General features: G+C 60.8%; 21 protein-coding genes and 1 riboswitch. Of the genes, 12 read left to right on the forward strand and 9 right to left on the reverse strand.

Annotated elements, in window-relative coordinates:
* Positions 1-10: 10 nt before the first annotated feature.
* A complete protein-coding gene (locus JFT58_RS14390; protein WP_003188620.1) occupies positions 11-220 on the reverse strand; it encodes a hypothetical protein in 210 nt (69 codons plus the stop codon).
* Positions 221-402: 182 nt separating this feature from the next.
* On the opposite strand from JFT58_RS14390, the gene JFT58_RS14395 reads away from it, so the two are divergent.
* A complete protein-coding gene (locus JFT58_RS14395; RefSeq protein WP_034126322.1) occupies positions 403-660 on the forward strand; it encodes a hypothetical protein in 258 nt (85 codons plus the stop codon).
* Positions 661-825: 165 nt separating this feature from the next.
* On the opposite strand, the gene JFT58_RS14400 is transcribed toward JFT58_RS14395, so the two are convergent.
* Positions 826-1,989, reverse strand: coding sequence for a 1-acyl-sn-glycerol-3-phosphate acyltransferase (locus JFT58_RS14400; RefSeq protein ID WP_169918829.1), 1,164 nt, complete (start codon positions 1,987-1,989; stop codon positions 826-828).
* Between the two features lie 132 nt (positions 1,990-2,121).
* On the opposite strand from JFT58_RS14400, the gene JFT58_RS14405 reads away from it, so the two are divergent.
* The 4 genes from JFT58_RS14405 (at position 2,122) to JFT58_RS14420 (ending at position 4,193) form a co-directional block, all read left to right on the forward strand.
* The gene (locus tag JFT58_RS14405; protein ID WP_054897012.1) at positions 2,122-2,304 is read left to right on the forward strand and encodes a CPXCG motif-containing cysteine-rich protein; all 183 of its coding nucleotides are present in this window, start codon (positions 2,122-2,124) and stop codon (positions 2,302-2,304) included.
* Between the two features lie 32 nt (positions 2,305-2,336).
* Positions 2,337-2,597, forward strand: a complete 261-nt coding sequence (locus JFT58_RS14410) for a putative signal transducing protein (protein ID WP_032893538.1) — start codon at positions 2,337-2,339, stop codon at positions 2,595-2,597.
* 36 nt (positions 2,598-2,633) lie between these two features.
* Positions 2,634-3,254 (forward strand): SOS response-associated peptidase, encoded by a 621-nt coding sequence (locus JFT58_RS14415; RefSeq protein WP_034126325.1) that lies wholly within the window; start codon positions 2,634-2,636, stop codon positions 3,252-3,254.
* Positions 3,255-3,374: 120 nt separating this feature from the next.
* A complete protein-coding gene (locus JFT58_RS14420) occupies positions 3,375-4,193 on the forward strand; it encodes a M48 family metallopeptidase (RefSeq protein WP_014716953.1) in 819 nt (272 codons plus the stop codon).
* Between the two features lie 141 nt (positions 4,194-4,334).
* On the opposite strand, the gene JFT58_RS14425 is transcribed toward JFT58_RS14420, so the two are convergent.
* The 3 genes from JFT58_RS14425 to JFT58_RS14435 all read right to left on the reverse strand — a co-directional run bounded on the left by JFT58_RS14425 (position 4,335) and on the right by JFT58_RS14435 (position 7,172).
* Complete coding sequence (locus JFT58_RS14425) at positions 4,335-4,919, reverse strand: TMEM165/GDT1 family protein (RefSeq protein WP_054897011.1); 585 nt, start codon at positions 4,917-4,919, stop codon at positions 4,335-4,337.
* A gap of 87 nt (positions 4,920-5,006) precedes the next feature.
* Positions 5,007-5,127, reverse strand: a riboswitch (yybP-ykoY riboswitch).
* A 50-nt stretch (positions 5,128-5,177) separates the two neighbouring features.
* Complete coding sequence (locus JFT58_RS14430) at positions 5,178-6,176, reverse strand: class I SAM-dependent methyltransferase (RefSeq protein ID WP_054897010.1); 999 nt, start codon at positions 6,174-6,176, stop codon at positions 5,178-5,180.
* A 30-nt stretch (positions 6,177-6,206) separates the two neighbouring features.
* Positions 6,207-7,172, reverse strand: a complete 966-nt coding sequence (locus tag JFT58_RS14435; RefSeq protein WP_054897035.1) for a 2-hydroxyacid dehydrogenase — start codon at positions 7,170-7,172, stop codon at positions 6,207-6,209.
* An 84-nt stretch (positions 7,173-7,256) separates the two neighbouring features.
* On the opposite strand from JFT58_RS14435, the gene JFT58_RS14440 reads away from it, so the two are divergent.
* The 5 genes from JFT58_RS14440 to JFT58_RS14460 all read left to right on the forward strand — a co-directional run bounded on the left by JFT58_RS14440 (position 7,257) and on the right by JFT58_RS14460 (position 16,477).
* Complete coding sequence (locus tag JFT58_RS14440) at positions 7,257-7,889, forward strand: LysE family translocator (protein ID WP_014716957.1); 633 nt, start codon at positions 7,257-7,259, stop codon at positions 7,887-7,889.
* A 265-nt stretch (positions 7,890-8,154) separates the two neighbouring features.
* Positions 8,155-9,837 carry a fatty acid--CoA ligase gene (locus JFT58_RS14445; protein WP_054897009.1) on the forward strand — a complete coding sequence of 561 codons (1,683 nt, stop codon included), beginning with the start codon at positions 8,155-8,157 and terminating at the stop codon, positions 9,835-9,837.
* Between the two features lie 332 nt (positions 9,838-10,169).
* Positions 10,170-12,029, forward strand: coding sequence for a DUF1302 domain-containing protein (locus JFT58_RS14450; protein ID WP_003188640.1), 1,860 nt, complete (start codon positions 10,170-10,172; stop codon positions 12,027-12,029).
* A gap of 42 nt (positions 12,030-12,071) precedes the next feature.
* Positions 12,072-13,436 carry a DUF1329 domain-containing protein gene (locus JFT58_RS14455; protein ID WP_034126328.1) on the forward strand — a complete coding sequence of 455 codons (1,365 nt, stop codon included), beginning with the start codon at positions 12,072-12,074 and terminating at the stop codon, positions 13,434-13,436.
* Positions 13,437-13,747: 311 nt separating this feature from the next.
* Positions 13,748-16,477, forward strand: coding sequence for a LuxR C-terminal-related transcriptional regulator (locus JFT58_RS14460; protein ID WP_054897008.1), 2,730 nt, complete (start codon positions 13,748-13,750; stop codon positions 16,475-16,477).
* A 9-nt stretch (positions 16,478-16,486) separates the two neighbouring features.
* On the opposite strand, the gene JFT58_RS14465 is transcribed toward JFT58_RS14460, so the two are convergent.
* Genes JFT58_RS14465 through JFT58_RS14480 form a run of 4 tightly spaced genes read right to left on the reverse strand, consistent with a single transcriptional unit; the run spans position 16,487 to position 19,920 of the window.
* Positions 16,487-17,044, reverse strand: coding sequence for a PqiC family protein (locus tag JFT58_RS14465; RefSeq protein WP_054897007.1), 558 nt, complete (start codon positions 17,042-17,044; stop codon positions 16,487-16,489).
* Positions 17,045-17,058: 14 nt separating this feature from the next.
* Positions 17,059-18,708 (reverse strand): PqiB family protein, encoded by a 1,650-nt coding sequence (locus tag JFT58_RS14470; protein WP_054897006.1) that lies wholly within the window; start codon positions 18,706-18,708, stop codon positions 17,059-17,061.
* On the reverse strand, positions 18,689-19,333 hold the full coding sequence (locus JFT58_RS14475) for a paraquat-inducible protein A (protein ID WP_014716963.1): 645 nt from the start codon (positions 19,331-19,333) through the stop codon (positions 18,689-18,691). The genes JFT58_RS14470 and JFT58_RS14475 overlap by 20 nt, the downstream gene beginning before the upstream one ends.
* On the reverse strand, positions 19,330-19,920 hold the full coding sequence (locus JFT58_RS14480) for a paraquat-inducible protein A (RefSeq protein WP_034126332.1): 591 nt from the start codon (positions 19,918-19,920) through the stop codon (positions 19,330-19,332). Before JFT58_RS14480 ends, JFT58_RS14475 begins: the two co-directional genes overlap by 4 nt.
* Positions 19,921-20,074: 154 nt before the next feature.
* Here JFT58_RS14480 and JFT58_RS14485 point away from each other — a divergent pair, with 154 nt between their 5' ends.
* Both JFT58_RS14485 and JFT58_RS14490 read left to right on the forward strand, forming a co-directional pair.
* Positions 20,075-20,719 (forward strand): MBL fold metallo-hydrolase, encoded by a 645-nt coding sequence (locus tag JFT58_RS14485; protein WP_034126333.1) that lies wholly within the window; start codon positions 20,075-20,077, stop codon positions 20,717-20,719.
* A 178-nt stretch (positions 20,720-20,897) separates the two neighbouring features.
* Positions 20,898-21,668, forward strand: a complete 771-nt coding sequence (locus tag JFT58_RS14490; RefSeq protein ID WP_019816951.1) for an OmpA family lipoprotein — start codon at positions 20,898-20,900, stop codon at positions 21,666-21,668.
* Positions 21,669-21,856 lie beyond the last annotated feature (188 nt).

Below are 21,856 nucleotides of genomic sequence, written 5' to 3' on the forward strand. Positions count from 1 at the left end.
GTGGTTTTTGTCATGCGGCCGTATCGACATAAAAGTCCAGCATGCTCACACCGGTGAGCAGATCCAGCTCCGGCAGATCGGCATGCTGGTGCCCGCCGAGGGCGCAATACACCAGCCAATGGCGGTCCTGAACGTTGAACGCGAGACTGCCGATCAGCGCCTCCTGTTCCTCGCTCTGGGCGATCAAATACAGCCGATCCTGGTTTTGCGCATGCAACATGACAAGCTCCTCAAGCGTCGAAGGGCAACAGAGTGGCTTGTTAAGGTGACGTTCAGGTGACGGCGTAAATTACTGGATACATTAGCCGTCAATGGGGAAGGAGCATTAAATGCGCAGGAGGCGACTGTCGTTCAGGTGTGTACCTGGACTGATACCCGAAGACTGATTTACCGAGGTTTGCGATGGCGCTGCCCGCACTGCTCATTAATATTGTTGCCCTGTTGGTTGCCTGCTCGGGCGCCTGGGTGTTGTTCATCACCCGTCTGCATGCACAGCGTGCGATAGCTGACCTGGCCCTGCGCAGCGAAGAGCGCGCTATCGACCAACCGATGCTGTTTCTGGATACACGCACCGAACGGGCGCATCGCCTGGCGTACCGCGTCGGGTTCGCCTGCCTTGGCTTGGCCCTGGCCATCTCCTGGCTCAGCACCCGCTTATAATTCCACTGCGAAACCAAATGTGGGAGCGGGCTTGCCCGCGAAGGCGGTGTATCAGCCACTGAATCTTTAACTGAACCAACGCTATCGCAGGCAAGCCAGCTCCCACACTGGCCATGTACTGCCCGCAGAGTCAGCGCCTGCCACATATCCCCTGTGGGCTCACTATTACAGGGGGATCCCAGCCTTGACTCGGTATTGGTTGCGTACCGGCGTCGCATACTGCACCACCAGATAAGGCCGGTGCTCCGCCGGGCACTCGTTCAAGCGCCGCTCCCATTCCGCCTTCGCCTTGGCCAGCTCATCGGCCGGGAACACGTCCGCCGCCTTGGGCACCTGCAATTGCGGGTCGGCATCACTCCACTGCGCGTACGCCAGGTAGTGCACCGGAAACAAGCGGTAGCCACCGAGGATCTGCCGGTCCATTTCCGCGGCCAGCAGCTTGGTGTCTTCGAAACGCTCGGTGATCGGCGGCGCAAAGTTCACGTGCACTCGGCCTTTATAGCCGGTAATGCCCAAGGCAATGCTCACATCATCCTCTCCCGGTGCCTTGGTGTAGGTGCCGGTGGTGGCGCGGATATACAGCTCGCGGGCCTTGGCGGCATCGCAGGGGTCGTACTCGTAGCTGATGGACACAGGCGTCAGGTTCAACGACTGGATGACCTCGGCAAATGGCTCGTCCTTGCGGCTGACGTGGAACATCTTGAGGATCGCCGATTCGGTACGGTCATCGCCATCCTTGGCCCGGCCTTCAGCCTGGGCAATCCAGATCGACTGGCAGTCGTTGCGGATCGAATGGTTGATGTAGGCCGACAGCAAGTTGTAAGCCGCCATCTTCTCCTTTCGCCCGGTGATCGAACGGTGCACGATGAAGCTCTTGTTCAAGCGCATCAGGTCGCTGACAAACGGCTTTTGCAGCAGGTTGTCGCCGATGGCGATGCGCGGCGTCGGCAGGCCGGCGTGGTACACGGCGTAGTTGACGAAGGCCGGGTCCATCACGATGTCGCGGTGGTTGGCCAGGAACAGGTAGGCGGTGCCGGATTTCAGTTGCTCGACGCCGGTATAGGTCACGCCGTCGGTCGCCCGGTCAATGGTGTGGTCAACGTAGTACTCGACCTTGTCCTGCAGCGTGGCCACGGTGGTGACGCCAGCGAACTCGCGGCGCAGTTTGCGCGCAATCATTGGCTTGAGCAGCCAGCCCAGGGCGCCTGCAAAGCGCGGGAAGCGGAAGTGGGTCAGGATGTCCAGAAAGGCCTTGTCACTGAACAGGCGCGCCAGCACTGCCGGGACTTCGCTGTCGTTGTAAGGTCGGATGGTATCGAATTCGCCCATCATGCTCTCTTGTTAGAAACGGCTAGGGTAAGTAAAAGGAAATGTCAGGGTGCGGTCCGAATAAGGGGCCGGCCAAGAATAGCCCTGTAAATAGACCGGCGATTATACGCACAAGTCACCTAGGAGACTGCGATGCTCGAAACTGCGCTGTACGATTGTCCTTATTGTGGCGAAGCGGTCGAGACGACGGTGGATTTGTCTGGCGGGGACCAGACCTATATAGAAGACTGCCAAGTGTGTTGCCGGCCGATCACGTTCGACCTGCAAGTTGATGGTGAAGAGTGGATGCTTGAAACCCGCAGCGAAAATGAATAATGCGCAGCGAGAACGAATAAAAAGGTACGCCCATGCAGCGAATCTACGAACCGGAAAATCTGATGGAGGGCGAGTTGTTGCAGCAGATGCTTGCCAGTGAAGGTATCGAGGCGCACCTGGTGGGGCGCCATTTGCTCGGCGGCACGGGCGAGTTGCCGATATTCGGCTTGCTGGGGCTGGAGGTCGACAACGACCAGGCCGCCTGCGCCCGCGAACTGATCACCGCCTATATCGGCGCCCAACCCTTGCCCGGCGACGAACCCGACAGCTTCCCTGACGTGTTGGTCTGTTAGGCTGTCGGTCGGTTTACCCAAGAGTCGTGTTGCCCCATGTGTGGACGTTATGCCCTGTTTCGCTGGAACCCTGCCTTTGCTGCCTTGCCCGGCTTCCCCGCCGACCAGCAGGCCCAGTGGAACATCTCCCCGAATGATTCGGTGCTGATCCAGCGCCTGAGCGAGGGCCAACTCACCCTGGCGCGTGCCCGTTGGGGCCTCACACCGCCCTGGCTGACAGACCTGTCGCGCACCCCGGCCCACGCTCGCGCAGAAACCCTGGCCGAACAACCGATGTTTCGTGAAGCCTTCCGCTTGCGCCGTTGCCTGCTGCCCGCCAATGGCTTTTATGAGTGGCGCGGCACCCAGCGCAAGCGCCCGTACTGGCTCACGCCGGGGGAGGGCTCCACGTTGTTCTTTGCCGCAGTGTGGGAAGCGTATCCGGTGCAGGAGCAGGTGTGGCTGAGCACGGCGGTGGTTACCCAAGCGGCGCAAAGTCAGCGGCGGCCATTGATCCTGGACGCGGCAGGGCAGGCCGCCTGGCTCGACCCCGAGACTCCGCTGCAGGTGCTACAGGGCCTGCTGGCGGCTGAGCCTGCCGTGCTGCGCGAGCGGGTGCTGGCCAATATGGTCAACGATCCGAAGCTCAATGGGCCGGAGTGCCTGACCCCGGCATGAGCTTTGTCCGTCGAGCCGCGTTCGGATGTATCTTAAATTCAGCGGTTAAACGTCCAGGGTATCTGGCGCAGATACAAATGACCGCCTACGATACGCGCCATGTTTTCAGGGAGCGTGTTCATGAAGAAGTCATTGGTGGTAAGTGGTTTGGTTGCAGCAATGCTGCTGGCGGGTTGCCAGTCGGTCAATACCACCAGCGGCGGCGCCGTTGGGGTAGAGCGCAAGCAGTACATGTTCAGCATGCTGTCGAGTCAGGAAGTCGACCAGATGTATGCCCAGTCTTATCAGCAGACCCTGGGTGAAGCCAGCAGCAAAGGGGTGCTGGACAAGACCAGCGCCAACGCCAAGCGCGTGCAGGCCATTGCCAAGCGCCTGATCGCCCAGGCTCCGACTTTCCGCGCGGATGCGGCCCAGTGGAACTGGGACGTGAACCTGATCAAAAGCGATGAGATGAACGCCAACTGCGGGCCAGGCGGCAAGATCCTGGTGTACAGCGGCTTGATCGACAACCTCAAGCTCACCGATGACGAGCTGGCTGCCGTGATGGGTCATGAAATCGCCCACGCACTGCGTGAACACGGCCGCGAAGCCATGTCCAAGGCCTACGGTATCCAGATGGCCAAGCAGGGCGCCGGGGCAATATTCGGTCTCGGCCAGGACAGCCTGGCACTGGCCGATACCGTGGCCAACTACGGCATGACCTTGCCCAACAGCCGCAGCAACGAAAACGAAGCCGACCTGATCGGCCTGGAGCTGGCGGCCCGCGCTGGCTACAACCCGAACGCGGCCATCACGTTGTGGAACAAGATGGCCAAGGCTTCGGAAGGCGCACCGCCGGAATTCATGAGCACGCACCCGGCTTCGGACAGCCGCATCGCGTCCTTGCAGGCGGCGATTCCGAAGGTGATGCCGCTCTACCAGCAGGCCAAGAAGTCCTGATCGACGCCGTGTAGGAGCGAGCTTGCTCGCGAAAAACGTCAACGATAACGCGTGTTGCCTGAATAAACGCGGCGCCGGTGAGTTTTTCGCGAGCAAGCTCGCTCCTACAGGCATCAGGGCAAACCATCTTCCGTGTTTGCCTTAGATCCAGCCGCTGCTCTGCATGGCCTTGTACACTGCAATAATCGCCAGCACGAAGAACGCCGTAGCCGCCAAGCGACGAATCAAGGTCAGCGGCAGTTTCTCCGCGGCAAAATTCCCCGCCAGCACCACCGGCACGTTGGCAATCAACATGCCCAGGGTGGTACCGATAATCACCAGCCACAGTTCCGGGTATTGCGCCGCCAGCATCACCGTGGCGATCTGGGTTTTGTCACCGATTTCGGCGAGGAAGAACGCAATCAAGGTGGTCAGGAAGGGCCCGAACTTACGGGTGGTACTGGCTTCGTCATCATCGAGTTTGTCCGGCACCAGGGTCCAAAGCGCCGTGGCGCAGAAGCTCGCGGCGAGGATCCAGTGCAGCACCGCATCCGAGAAGAAACTCCCGAACCAGGCGCCCACGGCACCGGCCGCCGCATGGTTGGCCAGGGTCGCGGCAACGATGCCGGCGATGATCGGCCAGGGCTTGCGAAAGCGGGCAGCAAGGATGAGTGCGAGCAGTTGCGTCTTGTCGCCGATTTCGGCCAAGGCAACGATTGCGGTAGGAACGAGTAGTGAATCCAGCATCAGGTAGTTTCCAGGGGCGGGTCGACACGGCTATGACACGTACAGCCTTCCCGCCCCGGGTAAGGTGTGCGTGTCATAGGTCTTGTCAAACCCCGGTCCGTCTGTGCGGACTCCTGGGTCGCATACGCCATGGTCTGCTGACCAAGTATGTTGACGTATGCCGGACGAGCATGGGCTCGTGGGAGACTACTCCCCTAGGACGCTGCGGATTCTGCCTAGGCAAAATCCATTCGGCAAGCGTTCTTTTTCAAACGTCCGTCAGGGGCGCTTGGCGCGGTAAACGCGAAAACCATTGCCTTCGGCCTTGATTGCGCAGATGCCCAAATGCTCTTCGATCAGTGGCTGGTACTTCAGGAAGCTATTGGCAACCAGGCGAAGTTCGCCACCTTTTGCCAGGTGTTTCGCTGCTTTTCGCAGCAGGTTCTCCGTGGCGAAATAATCGGTGTGCACGCCGACATGGAACGGCGGGTTGCTCAAAATCGCGTTTAAACCCATGGGCGCCGCGTCGATTCCGTCGCCGGTCAACACGTCGGCTTCCAGGCCGTTCGCTGCCAGCGTCAGGCGGCTGCTGGCAGCGGCGAAGGCGTCCACATCCAGCATTGTCACGGTGTTATGCGGGTAGCGGCGTTTGACCGCAGCCCCCAGTACGCCAGCGCCGCAACCGAAATCGAGCAGGTTGCCGCTGGGCAGCTTGTCCAAGTGCTCCAGCAACAACTCGGTGCCGCGGTCCAGGCGGCCATGGCTGAACACCCCTGGCAAGCTCACTACCTTCAGCGGGCCTTCTGCCAGAGGTACGTCGAAGACCTGCGCCAGGCTCTCAAGCTCCACGGCTTGCGGCGCGTTAGCGACAGTGACCTGCCATAGTTGGCAATGCCGTGCGCTATCGAGCTTGCGCGGTTTGCCGAACGGAACCATCTGCTTGGCGGCACTTTCGATACCCCCCTTTTTCTCGCCCACCAGAAACAGCTCGACGCCAGGCAGGCGCGCGGCCACGGCGTTGAGCAGGTAGTCGGTGAGGTCTTTGGACTTGGGCAGGAAAATCACCGCCGCATCAAAGGCGCGCTCGGGCACTGTCACGCCAAACTGGCTGCGTTCGGCGAAGCGCGCATCGAGCGCCGCCTGGTCACCGGCATGCCAGCACCAGCCGTGGGCATTGGGCAGGCGCCCAAGCAAATCGTCGGCAGGCAAACCTACGAGCAGCAGGTTGCCTTGAAAAAGTTCGGCCTGTCGAAGCAGTACTTCACTGCGCGGATCCATAGTCTGCTCCTTGAAAAGGGGCGCAGTTTATCAACTGACGACGCGCAGCGGGGCGCCGTTGAAAAAGCCCTGGGCGTTTTCCGTGAGCTGGCCAACGATACGCTGCCGTGCTTCGCGACTGCCCCAGGCGTTATGGGGCGTGACGATCAAGCGTGGAATGTCTCCCGCCAGCAGCGGGTTGCCATTGACTGGCGGCTCGACACTCAGCACATCAGTTGCCGCGCCGCCAAGGTGACCACTTCGCAGCGCGTCGGCCAGGGCCTGTTCATTGATCAAACCACCGCGCGCAGTATTGACCACAAATGCGCCGGGCTTGAGCAAGGCCAGTTCACGGGCGCCGATAAAGTCGCGGGTGTGTTCATTGAGTGGGCAATGCAGGGTCAGCGCATCGACCTGGGTCAGCAATTCGTCCAGCGGCACACGGTCGGCGCGGGCAGGGCGCCCAGGTATCGCGCCGAGCATCACGCGCATGCCGAACGCTTCGGCCAGGCGTGCCACGGCACTGCCCAATTCACCATGGCCGAGCAGGCCGAGGGTTTTGCCTTCCAGTTCGACGATCGGATGGTCCAGCAGGCAAAACTGTTTGGCATGCTGCCATTTGCCAGCGGCCACATCCTGTTGGTAATCCTTCAAGCGCGTGGCGAGGTTGAGCAACAGCATGATCGTATGTTGCGCCACCGACGGCGTGCCGTAACCCTGGCAGTTGCTCACGGTAATCCCCTGGGCGCGGGCCGCTTCAAGGTCGATATTGTTGGTGCCGGTGGCCGACACCAGGATCAGCTTGAGCTCGGGGCAGGCCGCCAGGGTTTGGGCCGTGAGCGGGATTTTGTTGCTGATGGCGACTTGGGCGCCCTGCAAGCGCTCCAGCACATTCTCGGGCGTGGTCTGTTCAAACAACTGCAGCTGGCTGAAGCAGCCATGCAAACCGCTGAGGTCGAGGTCGCCCAAGTCCAGGGAAGGGTGGTCGAGGAAGACGGCGCGGCGATTGTTCATGATCAACTGTACCTTTTGCGACGAGGTTCGAAGGCGTAATCTGCCGAGCCTATCAGATGAAATAATCAGTTACTTAATGGAGTGAGCATGTACGTCGCCGAGTTTTTGACCGTAGCCTTGATTCACTTGTTGGCAGTGGCGAGCCCCGGCCCGGATTTCGCCGTGGTGGTGCGTGAAAGCGTGACCCATGGCCGCCGTGCTGGAACCTGGACGGCCTTGGGCGTCGGTTCGGCGATTTTCCTGCATGTGGGTTACTCGTTGCTGGGTATCGGCTTGATCGTGTCCCAGTCCATTGTGTTGTTCAATGCGTTGAAGTGGGCCGCAGCCGCGTACCTGCTTTACATTGGCTTCAAGGCCCTGCGCGCCCAGCCGGCCAAGCCTGCGGCCGAGGGCGAGTTGCACCGTGAAGCGGGCGAGCGCACCCCACGCGGCGCGTTTACCGCAGGTTTTGTGACCAATGGCTTGAACCCCAAGGCCACGCTGTTCTTTCTGTCGCTGTTCACCGTAGTGATCAACCCGCACACGCCGCTGGCAGTGCAGGCCGGTTATGGGGTGTACCTGGCGGTGGCGACTGCGTTGTGGTTTTGCCTAGTGGCCATGTTGTTCAGCCAGCAGCGCGTGCGCGCCGGGTTTGCAAAGATGGGTCATTGGTTTGATCGGACCATGGGCGCGGTGTTGATTGCCATCGGGGTGAAACTGGCCTTTACCAGCATGAAATAATCATTTTTCTCAAGTGAGCACAATCCAGATGTGGGAGCGGGCTTGCTCGCGAATGCGGTGCTTCAGTCAAAGATATACCGGCTGACACTCCGCATTCGCGAGCAAGCCCGCTCCCACATTGGGTCTCATTAGGTCCTCGGTAATGGCGTAACGCTAGCATTTACTGGCCCCTGCAAATCATTCCTTTGGCTGATTTGGCTGAAACATAAGCGCTCTACAGTGCAGGTCTTCAAGCCAAGACCGTGCAGTCATTAAAGGGATTCTTATGTTGCAGACCCGTGTTATCCCGCCCGCCGAAGGTGCGTACCAATACCCGCTGTTGATCAAGCGCCTGTTGATGTCCGGGACTCGCTACGAGAAAACCCGGGAAATTATCTATCGCGACAAGCTGCGCTACAGCTACCCGACGCTGATCGAGCGCGTCGCTCGCCTGGCCAATGTGCTGACCGAAGCCGGGGTCAAGGCCGGTGACACGGTGGCGGTGATGGACTGGGACAGCCACCGTTACCTGGAGTGTATGTTCGCCATCCCGATGATCGGCGCGGTGATTCACACTATCAACGTGCGTCTGTCGCCAGAACAGATTCTGTACACCATGAACCACGCCGAAGACCGCTTTGTGCTGGTCAACAGTGAGTTCGTGGGGCTCTACCAGGCGATTGCCGGGCAGCTCACTACCGTCGACAAGACCTTATTGATTACCGATGGTGACACCCACACCGCCGAGCTGCCCAACCTGGTAGGTGAGTACGAAACCCTGCTGGCCGCCGCCAGCCCCACCTATGACTTCAAGGACTTCGACGAAAACTCGGTCGCCACCACCTTCTACACCACCGGCACCACCGGCAACCCCAAGGGCGTGTACTTCACCCATCGGCAACTGGTGCTGCACACCATTGGCGTAGCGACCATCATGGGCAGCGTCGACAGCGTGCGGCTGCTGGGCACCAACGACGTGTACATGCCGATCACGCCGATGTTCCACGTACACGCCTGGGGCTTGCCGTATGTGGCGACCATGCTCGGGCTGAAACAGGTGTACCCCGGCCGCTACGACCCGGAATACCTGGTGGAACTGTGGCGCAAGGAGAAGGTGACGTTCTCCCACTGTGTGCCGACCATTCTGCAAATGGTGCTCAACGCCAAGGCTGCGCAGAACGTGGATTTCGGCGGTTGGAAAATCGTCATCGGCGGCAGCGCCCTGAACCGTTCGCTGTACGAAGCCGCCAAGGCCCGAGGCATTCAACTGACCGCTGCATATGGCATGTCCGAGACCGGGCCGCTGGTATCCTGCGCTCACCTCAATGATGAGTTGATGGCTGGCAGCGAAGATGAGCGCACCACCTACCGCATCAAGGCCGGTGTCCCGGGGCCGTTGGTCGAAGCGGCAATCATGGACACCGACGGTCGTTTTCTGCCCGCCGATGGCGAAACCCAGGGCGAACTGGTGCTGCGCGCGCCGTGGCTGACCGAGGGTTACTACAACGAGCCGCACAAGGGCGCCGAGCTATGGGCCGGTGGCTGGTTGCACACCGGTGATGTGGCTACGCTGGATGCCTTCGGCGTGATTGATATCCGTGATCGCATCAAGGATGTGATCAAGACCGGCGGCGAATGGATCTCCTCCCTGGCCCTCGAAGATCTGGTCAGCCGTCACCCCGCCGTACGGGAAGTGGCGGTGGTAGGCATCGCCGATCCGCAATGGGGCGAGCGCCCCTTCGCCTTGTTGGTGGTGCGTGAAGGGCATGTGATCGATGCGCGAGAGCTCAAGGAACACCTCAAGCCTTTTGTCGAGCTGGGCCATTTGAGCAAGTGGGCGATCCCGAGCCAGATCGCCGTTGTTACTGAAATTCCCAAGACCAGCGTCGGCAAGCTCGACAAGAAACGTATCCGTGTCGACATCATCGAATGGCAGGCCAACAACAGCACGTTCCTGTCCACGCTCTAAACCCTCTCGCCGCGCCCGTTCGGGCGCGGCAATGCTCTATATCAAGCCTTTACTTGTGATTTGCCGAATTTCAGCCATCCTTCCCGCGTCGACCTTCGTCGGCGTGGCGAAAGGGTTGTGGCAGACAGGTTGGTGATGCAAATCACACTTTAGAGGGATCAAGCACTACCCCCCTCTGGCTATAGTCCCTTTCAGAGTTTTTCGCGGATGTTGCGCTTCGAGCCATGGAGGCTCGGTGGCGATGCGGCATTGGAATCGTTGTATCCCGGCCGTTACATCTGAAGAAAGGGCTCACTGCCATAACAATAAAATATGCACATGGAGTAGCGTCGATGACCTCAGTAAACCAGTTCTGGCGCCGGGCAAGACTGCCCCTGGCCGTCAGCCTCGCTTCTACGCTCGCCGGGCCGGCATTCGGCGTCAGTTTCAACATTGGTGAAATCGAAGGGAGCTTTGACTCGTCGCTTTCCGTGGGGGCGAGCTGGTCCACGGCCAAGCCCAATCGTGACCTGATCGGTGCCAACAACGGCGGCAAGGGCCTGTCCCAGACCTCCGATGACGGGCACTTGAACTTCAAGCGCGGCGAAACGTTCTCGAAGATCTTCAAGGGCATCCACGACCTGGAACTGAAGTACGGCGACACCGGTGTGTTTGTGCGGGGCAAGTACTGGTACGACTTCGAACTCAAGGACGAAAGCCGTCCGTTCAAGGACATCAGCGACAACAACCGCAAGGAAGGCGCCAAGTCTTCGGGCGGGCAGATTCTCGATGCATTCGTCTACCACAACTACTCGATTGCCGATGCGCCGGGTTCCGTGCGTTTTGGTAAGCAGGTCGTGAGCTGGGGCGAAAGTACCTTCATCGGCGGCGGCATCAACTCCATCAACCCGATCGACGTGTCGGCGTTTCGTCGTCCGGGGGCCGAGATCAAGGAAGGCTTGATCCCGGTGAACATGTTCTACGTGTCCCAGTCGCTCACCGACAACCTGTCGGCCGAGGCGTTTTACCAACTGGAGTGGGACCAGACCGTGACCGATAACTGCGGCACGTTCTTCTCGCAGCCGGACGTGATCTCCGATGGTTGCAGCAACAACCTGCGGGTACTGAACAAGCGTTCCACCATTCCTGCTGCCGCCCTGCCGACTCTGGGTGCCTTGGGTGTGGACGTGAACAGCGAAGGCGTACTGGTGCGTCGTGGTCCGGACCGTGATGCACGCGACAGCGGCCAGTTCGGCGTCGCTATGCGCTACAACTTCGAACCGCTGGATACCGAATTCGGCGCCTACTTCATGAACTACCACAGCCGTGCGCCGATCTTCAGTGCGCAGGGCGCGCCATCGGCGGCCTACACGCGTCCGCTGGGGCCACTGGGGGCCTTGCGGCCGTTGATCGTGGCGGGTAGCTCGAACTACTTCGTCGAGTACCCGGAAGATATTCGCCTCTACGGCCTGAGCTTCTCCACCACCTTGCCTACCGGCACCGCCTGGAGCGGTGAGTTGAGCTACCGTCCGAATGCGCCGGTGCAGTTGAGCACCACTGACATTCTGTTCGCCGGCGTCACGCCGATCCCCGGCTTTGGCAATGCGTCCGTGCTCAAGGGCACGCCAGGCCAAGACCTGCACGGCTACAACCGCAAGGAAGTCACCCAGTTCCAGACCACTTTCACGCACTTCTTCGACCAGGTCATGGGCGCCAGCCGCCTCACCACCGTCGGTGAAATCGGCGTGACCCACGTGGGTGGCCTGGAAAGCAAATCCCAGGCTCGTTACGGCCGCGATCCGGTGTTCGGCCCAGGCACGCTGCCAGGTGGGTTCTGCAACGCCCTCAACAACTCCACCGCCAACGGCGCCGGCTTGCCCAACGCTGCTGGCCTGAACACCAATTGCAATAACGACGGCTATACCACCGCAACGTCATGGGGCTACCGCGCCCGTGCCATCTGGGAATACCCGGACGTGTTCGCAGGCGTGAACCTCAAGCCCAACGTGGCCTGGTCCCACGACGTCAAAGGTTACTCGCCAGGCCCTGGCGGCAACTTTGAAGAAGGTCGCAAGGCGGTCAGCCTGGGCCTGGATGCCGAATACCAGAACACCTACACCGCGAGCCTGGCGTATACCAACTTCTTTGGTGGCAAGTTCAGCACCGTGGATGACCGCGACTTTGTCGCCTTGAGCTTCGGCGCCAACTTCTAAGCACACTCTTTTCAAGTGGCATGTATTCAGGAAGACCAGAGCATGAAAATAACAAAAAGTCTGTTGCACGTGGGTGTGCTTGGGCTGTCGATCCTGGCGAGTAACGTCATGGCGGCAGTCTCGGCAGATGAAGCCGCCAAGCTCGGCACGACCCTGACCCCGATGGGCGCCGAGATGGCCGGTAACGCGGCCGGCACCATTCCTAAATGGTCGCCATTGCCGACCAATGCCGGCGCGGTGGACGCCCGTGGTTTCCTCGCCAACCCGTATGCCAGCGAGCAACCGCAGTTCACCATCACTGCGCAGAACGTCGAGCAGTACAAAGACAAGCTGGCCCCCGGGCAATACGCGATGTTCAAGCGTTACCCGGACAGCTTCAAGATGCCGGTGTACCCGACCCATCGCGGCGCCACCGTGCCGGCCGAGGTGTTTGCCTCGATCAAGAAAAACGCCACCACCACCAACCTGGTGTCCGGCGGCAACGGCCTGGAAAACTTCGAAACCGCCGTCCCGTTCCCTATTCCCAAGAGCGGCGTCGAGGTTATCTGGAACCACATCACCCGTTACCGCGGCGGCAGCGTGACCCGCCTGGTTACCCAGGCCACCCCGCAAACCAACGGTTCCTATAGCCTGGTGTACTTCCGCGACCAGTTCGTGTTCCGCGACAAGATGAAGGACTTCGATCCGAAAAACCCAGGCAACGTGCTGTTCTACTTCAAGCAGCAAGTGACTGCGCCAGCGCGCCTGGCCGGTGGTGTACTGCTGGTGCACGAAACCCTGGACCAGGTCAAAGAGCCGCGTTCGGCCTGGGTCTACAACGCCGGGCAGCGCCGTGTGCGTCGGGCGCCGCAAGTGTCCTATGACGGGCCGGGTACTGCCGCCGATGGCCTGCGCACCTCCGATAACCTCGACATGTACAACGGTGCGCCGGACCGCTACGACTGGAAGCTGGAAGGCAAGAAAGAGATGTACATCGCCTCCAACAGCTACAAGGTCGACGATCCCAAGCTCAAGTACGCCGACATCATCAAGGCTGGCCACATCAACCAGGACCTGGCTCGCTACGAGCTGCGCCGGGTCTGGCACGTGGTCGCCACCTTGAAGGAAGGCCAGCGCCACATCTACGCCAAGCGTGACTTCTACATCGACGAAGACACCTGGCAAGCAGCGGTGATCGACCACTACGACGGTCGCGGCCAACTGTGGCGCGTTGCCGAAGCACATGCCGAGAACTACTACGACAAGCAAGTGCCGTGGTACGCCCTGGAAACCCTCTACGACCTGCAGTCCGGCCGCTACCTGGCCCTGGGCATGAAGAACGAAGAGAAGCAGGCCTATGACTTCGGCTTCACCGCCAGCACCAGCGACTTCACCCCAGCGGCCCTGCGCCAGGACGGCGTTCGCTAACTGATCGCTCCCACGCTCTGCGTGGGAGCGCTTCCCGTGACGCTCTGCGTCACGCCTCAAAAGTCGACGCGCAGCGTCGAAGTCTGTATTCCTACGCAGAGCGTGGGAACGATCATTCCTGGATGGGCGCGTTGTTTTTGAGCGCTTCGCGAGCAAGCTCGCTCCTACTTCTTTCCAGGAGGCTGGACGGGATATTTCTTGTCGCAGTTCTTTTTCAGCCATTTGTTGCAAAGATCTACAATCCCGCCGCTTTTACCGCTAGTCTGCGGACATCTGCAATGCCGACAACAGCCTTCTACAAGAGCCCGGCGATGACTGATCTGTCCCGAACCCATGGGCCTGCCAGTGTGGTGATGCCGACCCTGGAAGGCCGCTTCTACCGGCCCCCGCTGCCTGACGGCTACGTGCTGCGCCCGCGCCTGTGCGAACGGCTGAATGCGGGCCTTGATGGGCGACTGTTGCTGGTCAGCGCGCCTGCGGGGTTTGGCAAGAGTTCGTTGGCGGTGGAGTTCTGCCAGGGCTTGCCTGCCCAGTGGCAAAGCCTGTGGTTGGGCCTGAGCCCTCGGGATAGCGACCCCGGCCGTTTCCTGGAGCGGCTGCTCGACGGCTTGCAACAGTATTTCCCGCAACTCGGCGCCCAATCCCTGGGGTTGCTGAAAATGCGCCAGCGTCACCAACCCTTTGCTTTCGAAGAATGGCTCGATGGCCTGCTCGACGAACTGGCAGTGCACCTGTCTGCACGTTCGCCGTTATTGCTGGTGCTGGATGACTATCACCTGGCCCAAGGCCCGGTGCTGGATCGCTGCCTGCAGTTTTTTCTCAATCATTTGCCTGATGGCCTGGTGGTGCTGGTCACCAGCCGGCAGCGTCCGGACTGGCACCTGGCACGCCTGCGCCTGTCGCGGCACCTGTTGGAACTGCATGAGCAAGACCTGCGCCTGACCCATGACGAGTCCCTGGCGGTGCTGGATGGACACGGCAATGCATTGCGCGGCGAGGCGTTGGAAAACCTGATCCGCCGTAGCGAGGGCTGGGTCGCCGGCCTGCGCTTTTGGCTGTTGGCGGCCTCCGAAGCCGGCAGTGAGAGCGCCTTGCCGCAAAGCCTGCACGGTGGCGAGGGGCTGATTCGCGATTACCTGCTCGAAGAAGTCATCGACTGCCTGCCTGCGGAGGTACAAGCGTTCCTGTACGACACCGCACCTCAGGAGCGCTTTTGCAGCGAACTATGCGACGCCGTCCGCGAGGCCCATGACAGCGCAGAAATCCTGCGCTATTTGCAGGCTCATCAAGTGTTCCTGGTGCCGTTGGACGAGCAAGGCCATTGGTACCGCTACCACCACTTGTTCTCCGACCTGCTGCGCACCCGCCGCGAGAAAAGCGCCACCTTGCCGCCGGCCAGTTTGCACTTGCGCGCCTGTCGCTGGTTTAACGCCCAGGGCTTGATCGACGAGGCGGTGGAGCAGGCGCTGCGGGCCGGGCATCTGGATGTGGCAGCGAACCTGGTGCAGAACCTGTCCGAAGAGCAGCTGCTGGCAGAGCAGAATGTGGGCATGCTGTTGCGTTGGAAGATGGATTTGCCCGACAGCCTGCTGATCAGCACGCCACGTTTGATCGTGCTGTATAGCTGGGCGTTGGGGCTGGCGTGCCAATTGGATGCGGCACAGGAGCTGTCCAGTTACCTCAGCCGCTTCCTGCCGGCCCCGTCGGCCACCGCGCAAAAATCCATGTTGGCCCAGTGGTTGGCGCTGAGCGGGATTATTGCCCGTGGGCGTGGGGACCGTGAGCTGACCCAGCGCTATTGCCAAGAGGCGTTGGAAAGCCTGCCGCAAAAGCGTTACGGCCAGCGCCTGATGTGCCTTTCGACCCTGTCCAACCTGGCGATCGTCGATGCCGACCTGTGGCGCGCCCGTGGCCTGAACCGCGAATCGTTGGAACTGGCGCAGCGCGTCGGTAACCCCTTGTTTGAAGCCTTGGCCCATTACGACCGGGCCCGGGTGCTGCAGGCGCGGGGGGAGATCCTGCGTTCCCTGGATGAAGTCCGCCAGGGCCTTGAGCGCCTGCATGGGCTGGCGCCCCAGCGCCTGTATGCCGTGCGCGCACGCCTGTCGCTGTACGAAGGCTACCTGCTGCTGGTGCGTTACCAGCCCGAGGCCGGCCTGGCGCGTTTGCGCGCCGGCCTGGCCGAGGCCCGTGCCTGCCGCGATATCAGCGTGCTGATCGGGCACTGCGTCATCGCCAGCTTCGAAGGGCGGCGTAGGGAGTTTGCCCATGCTTTTGCCGAACTGGCCGAGGCCGAGCGCTTGATGCACATCTGGGATGTGCCGCCGATCTATTACCTGGCGATGATCACCCTGATCAAATGCGAGTTGTGGCTGGCCCAGGGGCGCACTGACCTGGCCGACGCCTGGCTGGCCCGCCTGGGGCAGACCTACAACGGCGAGCACGCCGCGGCCGCCCCCGAGTTTCATCCGCACCTGCCGCAACATATCGAGCTGCAACAAGCTGCGCTCGATGCCACGCGCCATCAGCCCGACAGCGCGCTGCAACGCCTGGAAGCGTTGGCCCAACAGGCCCATGACAGTGGGCGCCAAATGATTGCCCTGATGGCGCTGGTCCAGCAGGTGCAGTTACTTCTGGATAATGGCCTGGAAGCCAAGGCCCGGCCGGTATTCGCCCGTGCCCTGGAAGCCGGTTCGGGCGGTGCGTTGCAGCCGTTTCAACGGTTGTTGGAGGGTTATCCGCAGTGGATGCGCGATCAGTTGGGCAAGGATTCCCATGGACTGCTCAATCAGAGCTTGCTGGCGTTGCTGCCCCAAGCCAGCGCAGTTGAAGCCACACCTCAACAGGAAACCCTCAGCACCCGAGAGCTGGCGGTGCTGCAACTGATTGCCCAAGGCTGTTCAAACCAGGAAATCAGCAACCAGCTGTTCATCTCCCTGCACACGGTGAAGACCCACGCCAGCCATATCAACAGCAAGCTCGGCGTGGAGCGTCGTACCCAGGCGGTGGCGCGGGCCAAGGCCATGGGGTTGTTGGCCTGAGCCCTGGGTTTATGGCGTGGTCGGGCAGCCTTTGAGTGAGGTGTCGACGGTCTGATTGATCAGCGCCGCGAAACGCTTGAGGTTGTTCTGATGCGCCACCACCAAATCGTCGATGCTCGGCCCGGCGGGTGATTGCAAGGTGGTGCGGCAGGTCAAGGCCGGGCGATCGCCATTGACTTGCCTCACGCGCCAGCGCACATCGAGCAATGCGTACTGCCCCGGTACCGAGTCAAACCGCTGCACGTCTACGCGCAAAGCCACGGCTTGCCGGGCATTGCTGTTGGCTAATTGATCCACCAAGGCGCTCCTCAGTTCATCGGCGAGGGTGGCGGCCCACCACTGGGTTTCAAGAATCGCCAGGCCGCTGTCGCCCTGGCGGATCACGATCTGCGCGCGGTCGACCTGAGGCGGCACGCTGATGCTCTCAATGCGCACACCGCCGGCCTCTGCTCGCGTACTCGGGCTCAAGTGCGCCGGGGTCAGGGTATGAAAAGCGATGGGTTCACTGCGGCAGGCACCGAGCAGCAGCAGGGTGCTCAGCAACGTGATCTTCAACGGCAATGTCATGGCGGCTCCAATGGTCATTTGCGGGGTGGCCCTTGCAGGTCCGTCGGTGCGGCGTTATCGGGGCGGCCGCGAATCAGCGACTCCGGATGCCGGCCCAGGTAATCCGAAAGCTCGCGCAGGGAGCGCGACATGCGCCCCAACTCGTCGAGGGTCTGGGTCAGTTGTTCACGCTGCGGCGAGTCTTCGGCCAGGGTTGAACTGGCCGATTGCAGGGTCTTGCTCACGTCGGCCAAGGTCGTCTGCACACCCGGCAGCGTCTTGGCGTTGAATTGCGCCAGGCCCTTGCGCAGTTCGACCAGGCTGGCGTCGAGGTTGCCGGCAATGCGCTCGACAGGCAGTTGGCTGATCTTGTTGACGATGCCTTCGAACTTCTCTTGCAGTTGTTCCAGGTTGCCCGGGATCGTGGGGATGCCCACGGGGCGCTGGTTCGGGTCGAACGCGACTTTCTCGGCCTTGGGGTAGAAGTCCAGGGCGATGTACAGCTGGCCAGTCAGCAAGTTACCGCTGCGGGCCTGGGCGCGCAGGCCGTTTTCGATGAAGGTGCCGATCAGGCGTACGCCGGCTGCCTCATCGTCAGGGTTATTGTTCATGGCCTTGAGCAACTTGGTGTGGGCCTCGCCGAGCAGTTGCGGGTAGATCACGATGCCGACATTGACCGGGAAAGTGCGTTTCTTCGCATCGAAATCCAGGTTGATCGATACAACCCTGCCGAACTCGACGCCGAGGAACTCCACCGGCGCGTCGACTTTCAGCCCACGCAGGGCCTGATCGAAGCGCAGGACCATGTATTGCCCCTTGCCGTTGGGCGGGGCGAGGGCGCTTTGCTGGTCTTCGAACAAGTCAAAGCTGCGACTTTCTTCGGCCGGTTTGTCATTGGGGTTGTAGGGCGGCGCCTGGAAGGCGATCCCGCCCATCAACATGGAGGACAAGGATTCGGTTTTCAGCGCGAAGCCATTGGCACCGACGCTCAAGTCGACGCCGCTGGCATTCCAGAAACGCGTGTTCTCAGTGATGTACACATCATTGGGCGCATGCACGAAGATTTCGACATTCACGCCCTTGCCCTCGTTGTCCAGCTCATAGGCCACTACCTGGCCCACCGGGATCTTGCGGTAATAGACGGGGGAGCCGATATCCAGGGAGCCCAAGGCCTGGGTGTGCAGGGTGAAGCGCTTGCCCGGCTCGCCGTAGGTGATGGGCGGCGGGTTTTCCAAGCCGGTGAAGTGTTTGGCGCGAGTCTCGGACTGGCCAATGTCTGCGCCGATGTAGTCGCCGGACAACAACGTGTCGATGCCCGACACGCCGCCTGCGCCGATGCGCGGGCGCACCACCCAGAATTTTGAATCTTCGCGGGTGAAACTTTCGGCCTGTTTGACCAGCTCGACGGTGGCATTGACGCTTTTCTGGTCATCACTCAGGGCCACGGCGGTTACCTGGCCGATCACCACGTTGCGGTATTTGACCTCGGTTTTGTTGGCAACCAGCCCGCTGCCGGTCTTGAAGTTGAGGACGATGGTCGGCCCTTGTTGCATGACGCTGTGAATCACCAGCGAGATCCCCACCAGTACGGCGACAATCGGCACGATCCAGACCAGCGAGACACTGAAACGACGCGTCTTGATCACGGGTTGCCCCGCAGGGGTGTCAGCCTTGGATGAGCTCATCCGAGGTCTCCTCGTTATGTGGATTTTCCCAGATTAGCCGGGGATCAAAACTCATGGCCGCCAGCATCGTAAACACGACCACCAGGCCAAAAAACAGAATGCCCAGGCGCGGTTCGATCGTGCCTAGGGCTTGAAACTTCACCAGCGCGGCCACCAGGGCAACCACGATGACATCGAGCATCGACCAGTAGCCGATCAGTTCGATAAACCGAAACAGCTTTGAACGCTCCTTGCGCGCCCACTGGCTATTACGCTGCACGGTGACCAGCAGCAGCCCCAGCGACAGGAACTTGATACCCGGCACGGCAATGCTGGCGATGAAAATGATCAGCGCAATGTCCCAGGCGCCATGCTGCCAGAACTCCAGCACGCCACTCATGATGGTGCTGTCTGCGCCCGAGCCGAGCATGGTGGTGTTCATCACCGGCAGTAAGTTGGCCGGGACATAAAAGGCGAGGGCGGTGAGCATGTAGGCCCAGGTTCGGGTCAGGGACTGCACCTTGCGCCGATGCAGTGCGGCGCCACAGCGATCGCACTCGGTGGGCTCAAGGCGCATGTCGCAGGGCTGGCCGCAGGTATGGCACAGGCACAGGTTCAGCTCGCGGGCGGTGGGCGGTGAATTCATACGGTGTCCCACAGGTCGCGTACATCGCGCCCGGCAATGCGGATCAGCAACAGGCTCAGGGCGGCCAAGGCGAACAGGCCGGTGCCAGGGATCACATCCAGCATGCCGGCCAGCTTGAAGACCGCGACCATCGCGCCCAGCAGGCACACCTCCAGCATGCTCCAGGGCCGGAGTGCTTCGAGCCAGCGCATGCACAGCTTGAATGCCGGCGAGCGCTTGCCGGCCAACGCGAAACTCAGCACCCAGATCAGCAACAGCAGCTGAAACACCGGCGCGATAATGATGGAAATCGCCGCGACCAAAGCAATGAACGTAATCGGCCCCAGGCTCAATGCAACGACTGAATCCCAGAGCGTCGCGCTGTTTTTCAAGCCCTGCAGGCTGATGCTCATCACCGGATAAAAGTTCGCAAAGGTCCACAGCACTGCGGCGGTCACCGTCAGGGCGAGGCGTTGCTGCACCGACAGGCCGTTATAGCGCTGCAGCACGCCAAAACAACGCACACACAGGGCTTTTTGATGTTTGGCGAGCGTGACTTTCTCGTACACGCAGTCGCAGTGTTCGCAGATGATCTGTTGATTCGCCATGGGTGTTGCTCCAAATGCGACTGACTGCAGCGGTGGACTTAATGGCGCTTGTGTAGCTTAGCAGCGGATATACCGCGCAATCGACTCCTTCCAGAGCAGGTGCAAGCTACACCATACTGCACTTGGAACGCGCCAGAGAGCTTGCAGGACACCCATGACTATTGAAAAACAACCGTTGATTCGCGAAACCTTTCCCGTCGGCCCGTTGCAGTGCAACTGCACCATCATTGGCGACCCGATCACTAAAAAAGCCATCGTAGTCGACCCCGGTGGCAATCACGAGTTGATCCTGGCGCGCCTTGATGCGCTGGGCCTGAAGGTGGTGAGCATTATCCACACCCATGCTCACCTCGATCATTTCCTCGCCTCCGGTCAATTGAAAGAAAAGACCGGCGCCACGCTGCATCTGCACAAAGATGATCAATTTCTATGGGACAACCTGGAAATGCAATGCCAGATGTTTCGCGTGCCCTACGTCCCGGTACCGTCGCCGGATCGCTGGCTGGAGCATGACGAAGAACTGGCCTGCGGCTGTGGCGTAGCCTTGCACACCCCAGGGCATACGCCGGGCTCGATGAGTTTCTGGTTCGCCGACGCCAAGCTGTTGATCGCCGGCGATACCTTGTTTCGTCGCGGCGTAGGGCGCACGGACTTATGGGGTGGCGACCAAGCGACGATCGTGCGGTCGATCAAGCAGCGCTTGTATACGCTGGACGAGGGCGCGACGGTGGTCACTGGGCATGGGCCGGATACGTTGCTGGGCGATGAGATGCGGGAGAATCCTTTCGTGCGTGCGTGATGGGTTGTCGGCTCTGATACAAACCGGTACAGACACACAGACACAGGCCCGAGCCAAAGACAGCTATGCTTTACGCTCCCCTCCACGGAATTTTTGCCGTTTGTCGCGTTCCAAACTCGGCACAGGTCCATTGCCAATGTCCTCTGCATCACAGAATGCAAAAGTAGGAGCTTCCTTCATGTTCACTCCGCGTCGTCTGCTTGTTGTCGCTACCGCCGTAGCCCTGTTGTCTGGCTGCGCCTCACCTAACCCTTATGACGGCAGCCAGGGACAGGCCAGCAATGGTTCCGAAAGCGGCATGAGCAAAACCGCCAAGTACGGCGGCCTCGGTGCGCTGGCTGGTGCATTGGCCGGTGCGGCCATCGACCATAACAACCGTGGCAAGGGCGCGCTGATTGGCGCAGTCGTTGCGGGTGCCGGTGCGGCGGGCTATGGCTACTACGCCGACCAGCAAGAGAAAAAACTGCGTGAAAGCATGGCGAACACCGGGGTCGAGGTGCAGCGCCAGGGTGACCAGATCAAGCTGATCATGCCGGGCAACATTACCTTCGCCACCAACTCGGACGCGATCTCCAGCAGCTTCTACCAGCCGCTGAACAACCTGGCCAACTCTCTCAAGCAGTTCAACCAGAACACCATCCAGATCGTTGGCTACACCGACAGCACCGGTAGCCGCCAACTGAATATGGACCTGTCCCAGCGCCGTGCGCAGAGCGTGGCCAACTACCTGACCTCCCAAGGCGTTAATGGTGCCAACCTGAGCGCACGCGGTGCCGGCCCGGATAACCCGATTGCCAGCAACGCCGACGTGAATGGCCGTGCGCAGAACCGTCGCGTCGAAGTCAACCTCGGCCCGATCCCTGGCCAGCAATACGGCCAGCCTGGTCAGCAGCAGGCGCCACAGCAGAACAACCAGTTCCAGGGCAATCCGTACCAGCAATACCAGTAAACCCTGGGCACTAAAAAGGGCGCCGTGCAGTCAATGCACGGCGCCCTTTTTTGATCGTTCTCACGCTCTGCGTGGGAATGCCCGCTCGGACGCTCCGCGTCCCACTGATGGCGCAAAAGTCGAGGCTTGTGCGGTGACGCGGAGCGTCACGGGATGCGTTCCCACGCAGAGCGTGGGAACGATCATTG

Source organism: Pseudomonas sp. MF6767, from assembly GCF_016405475.1.
GTDB lineage: Bacteria > Pseudomonadota > Gammaproteobacteria > Pseudomonadales > Pseudomonadaceae > Aquipseudomonas > Aquipseudomonas paracarnis.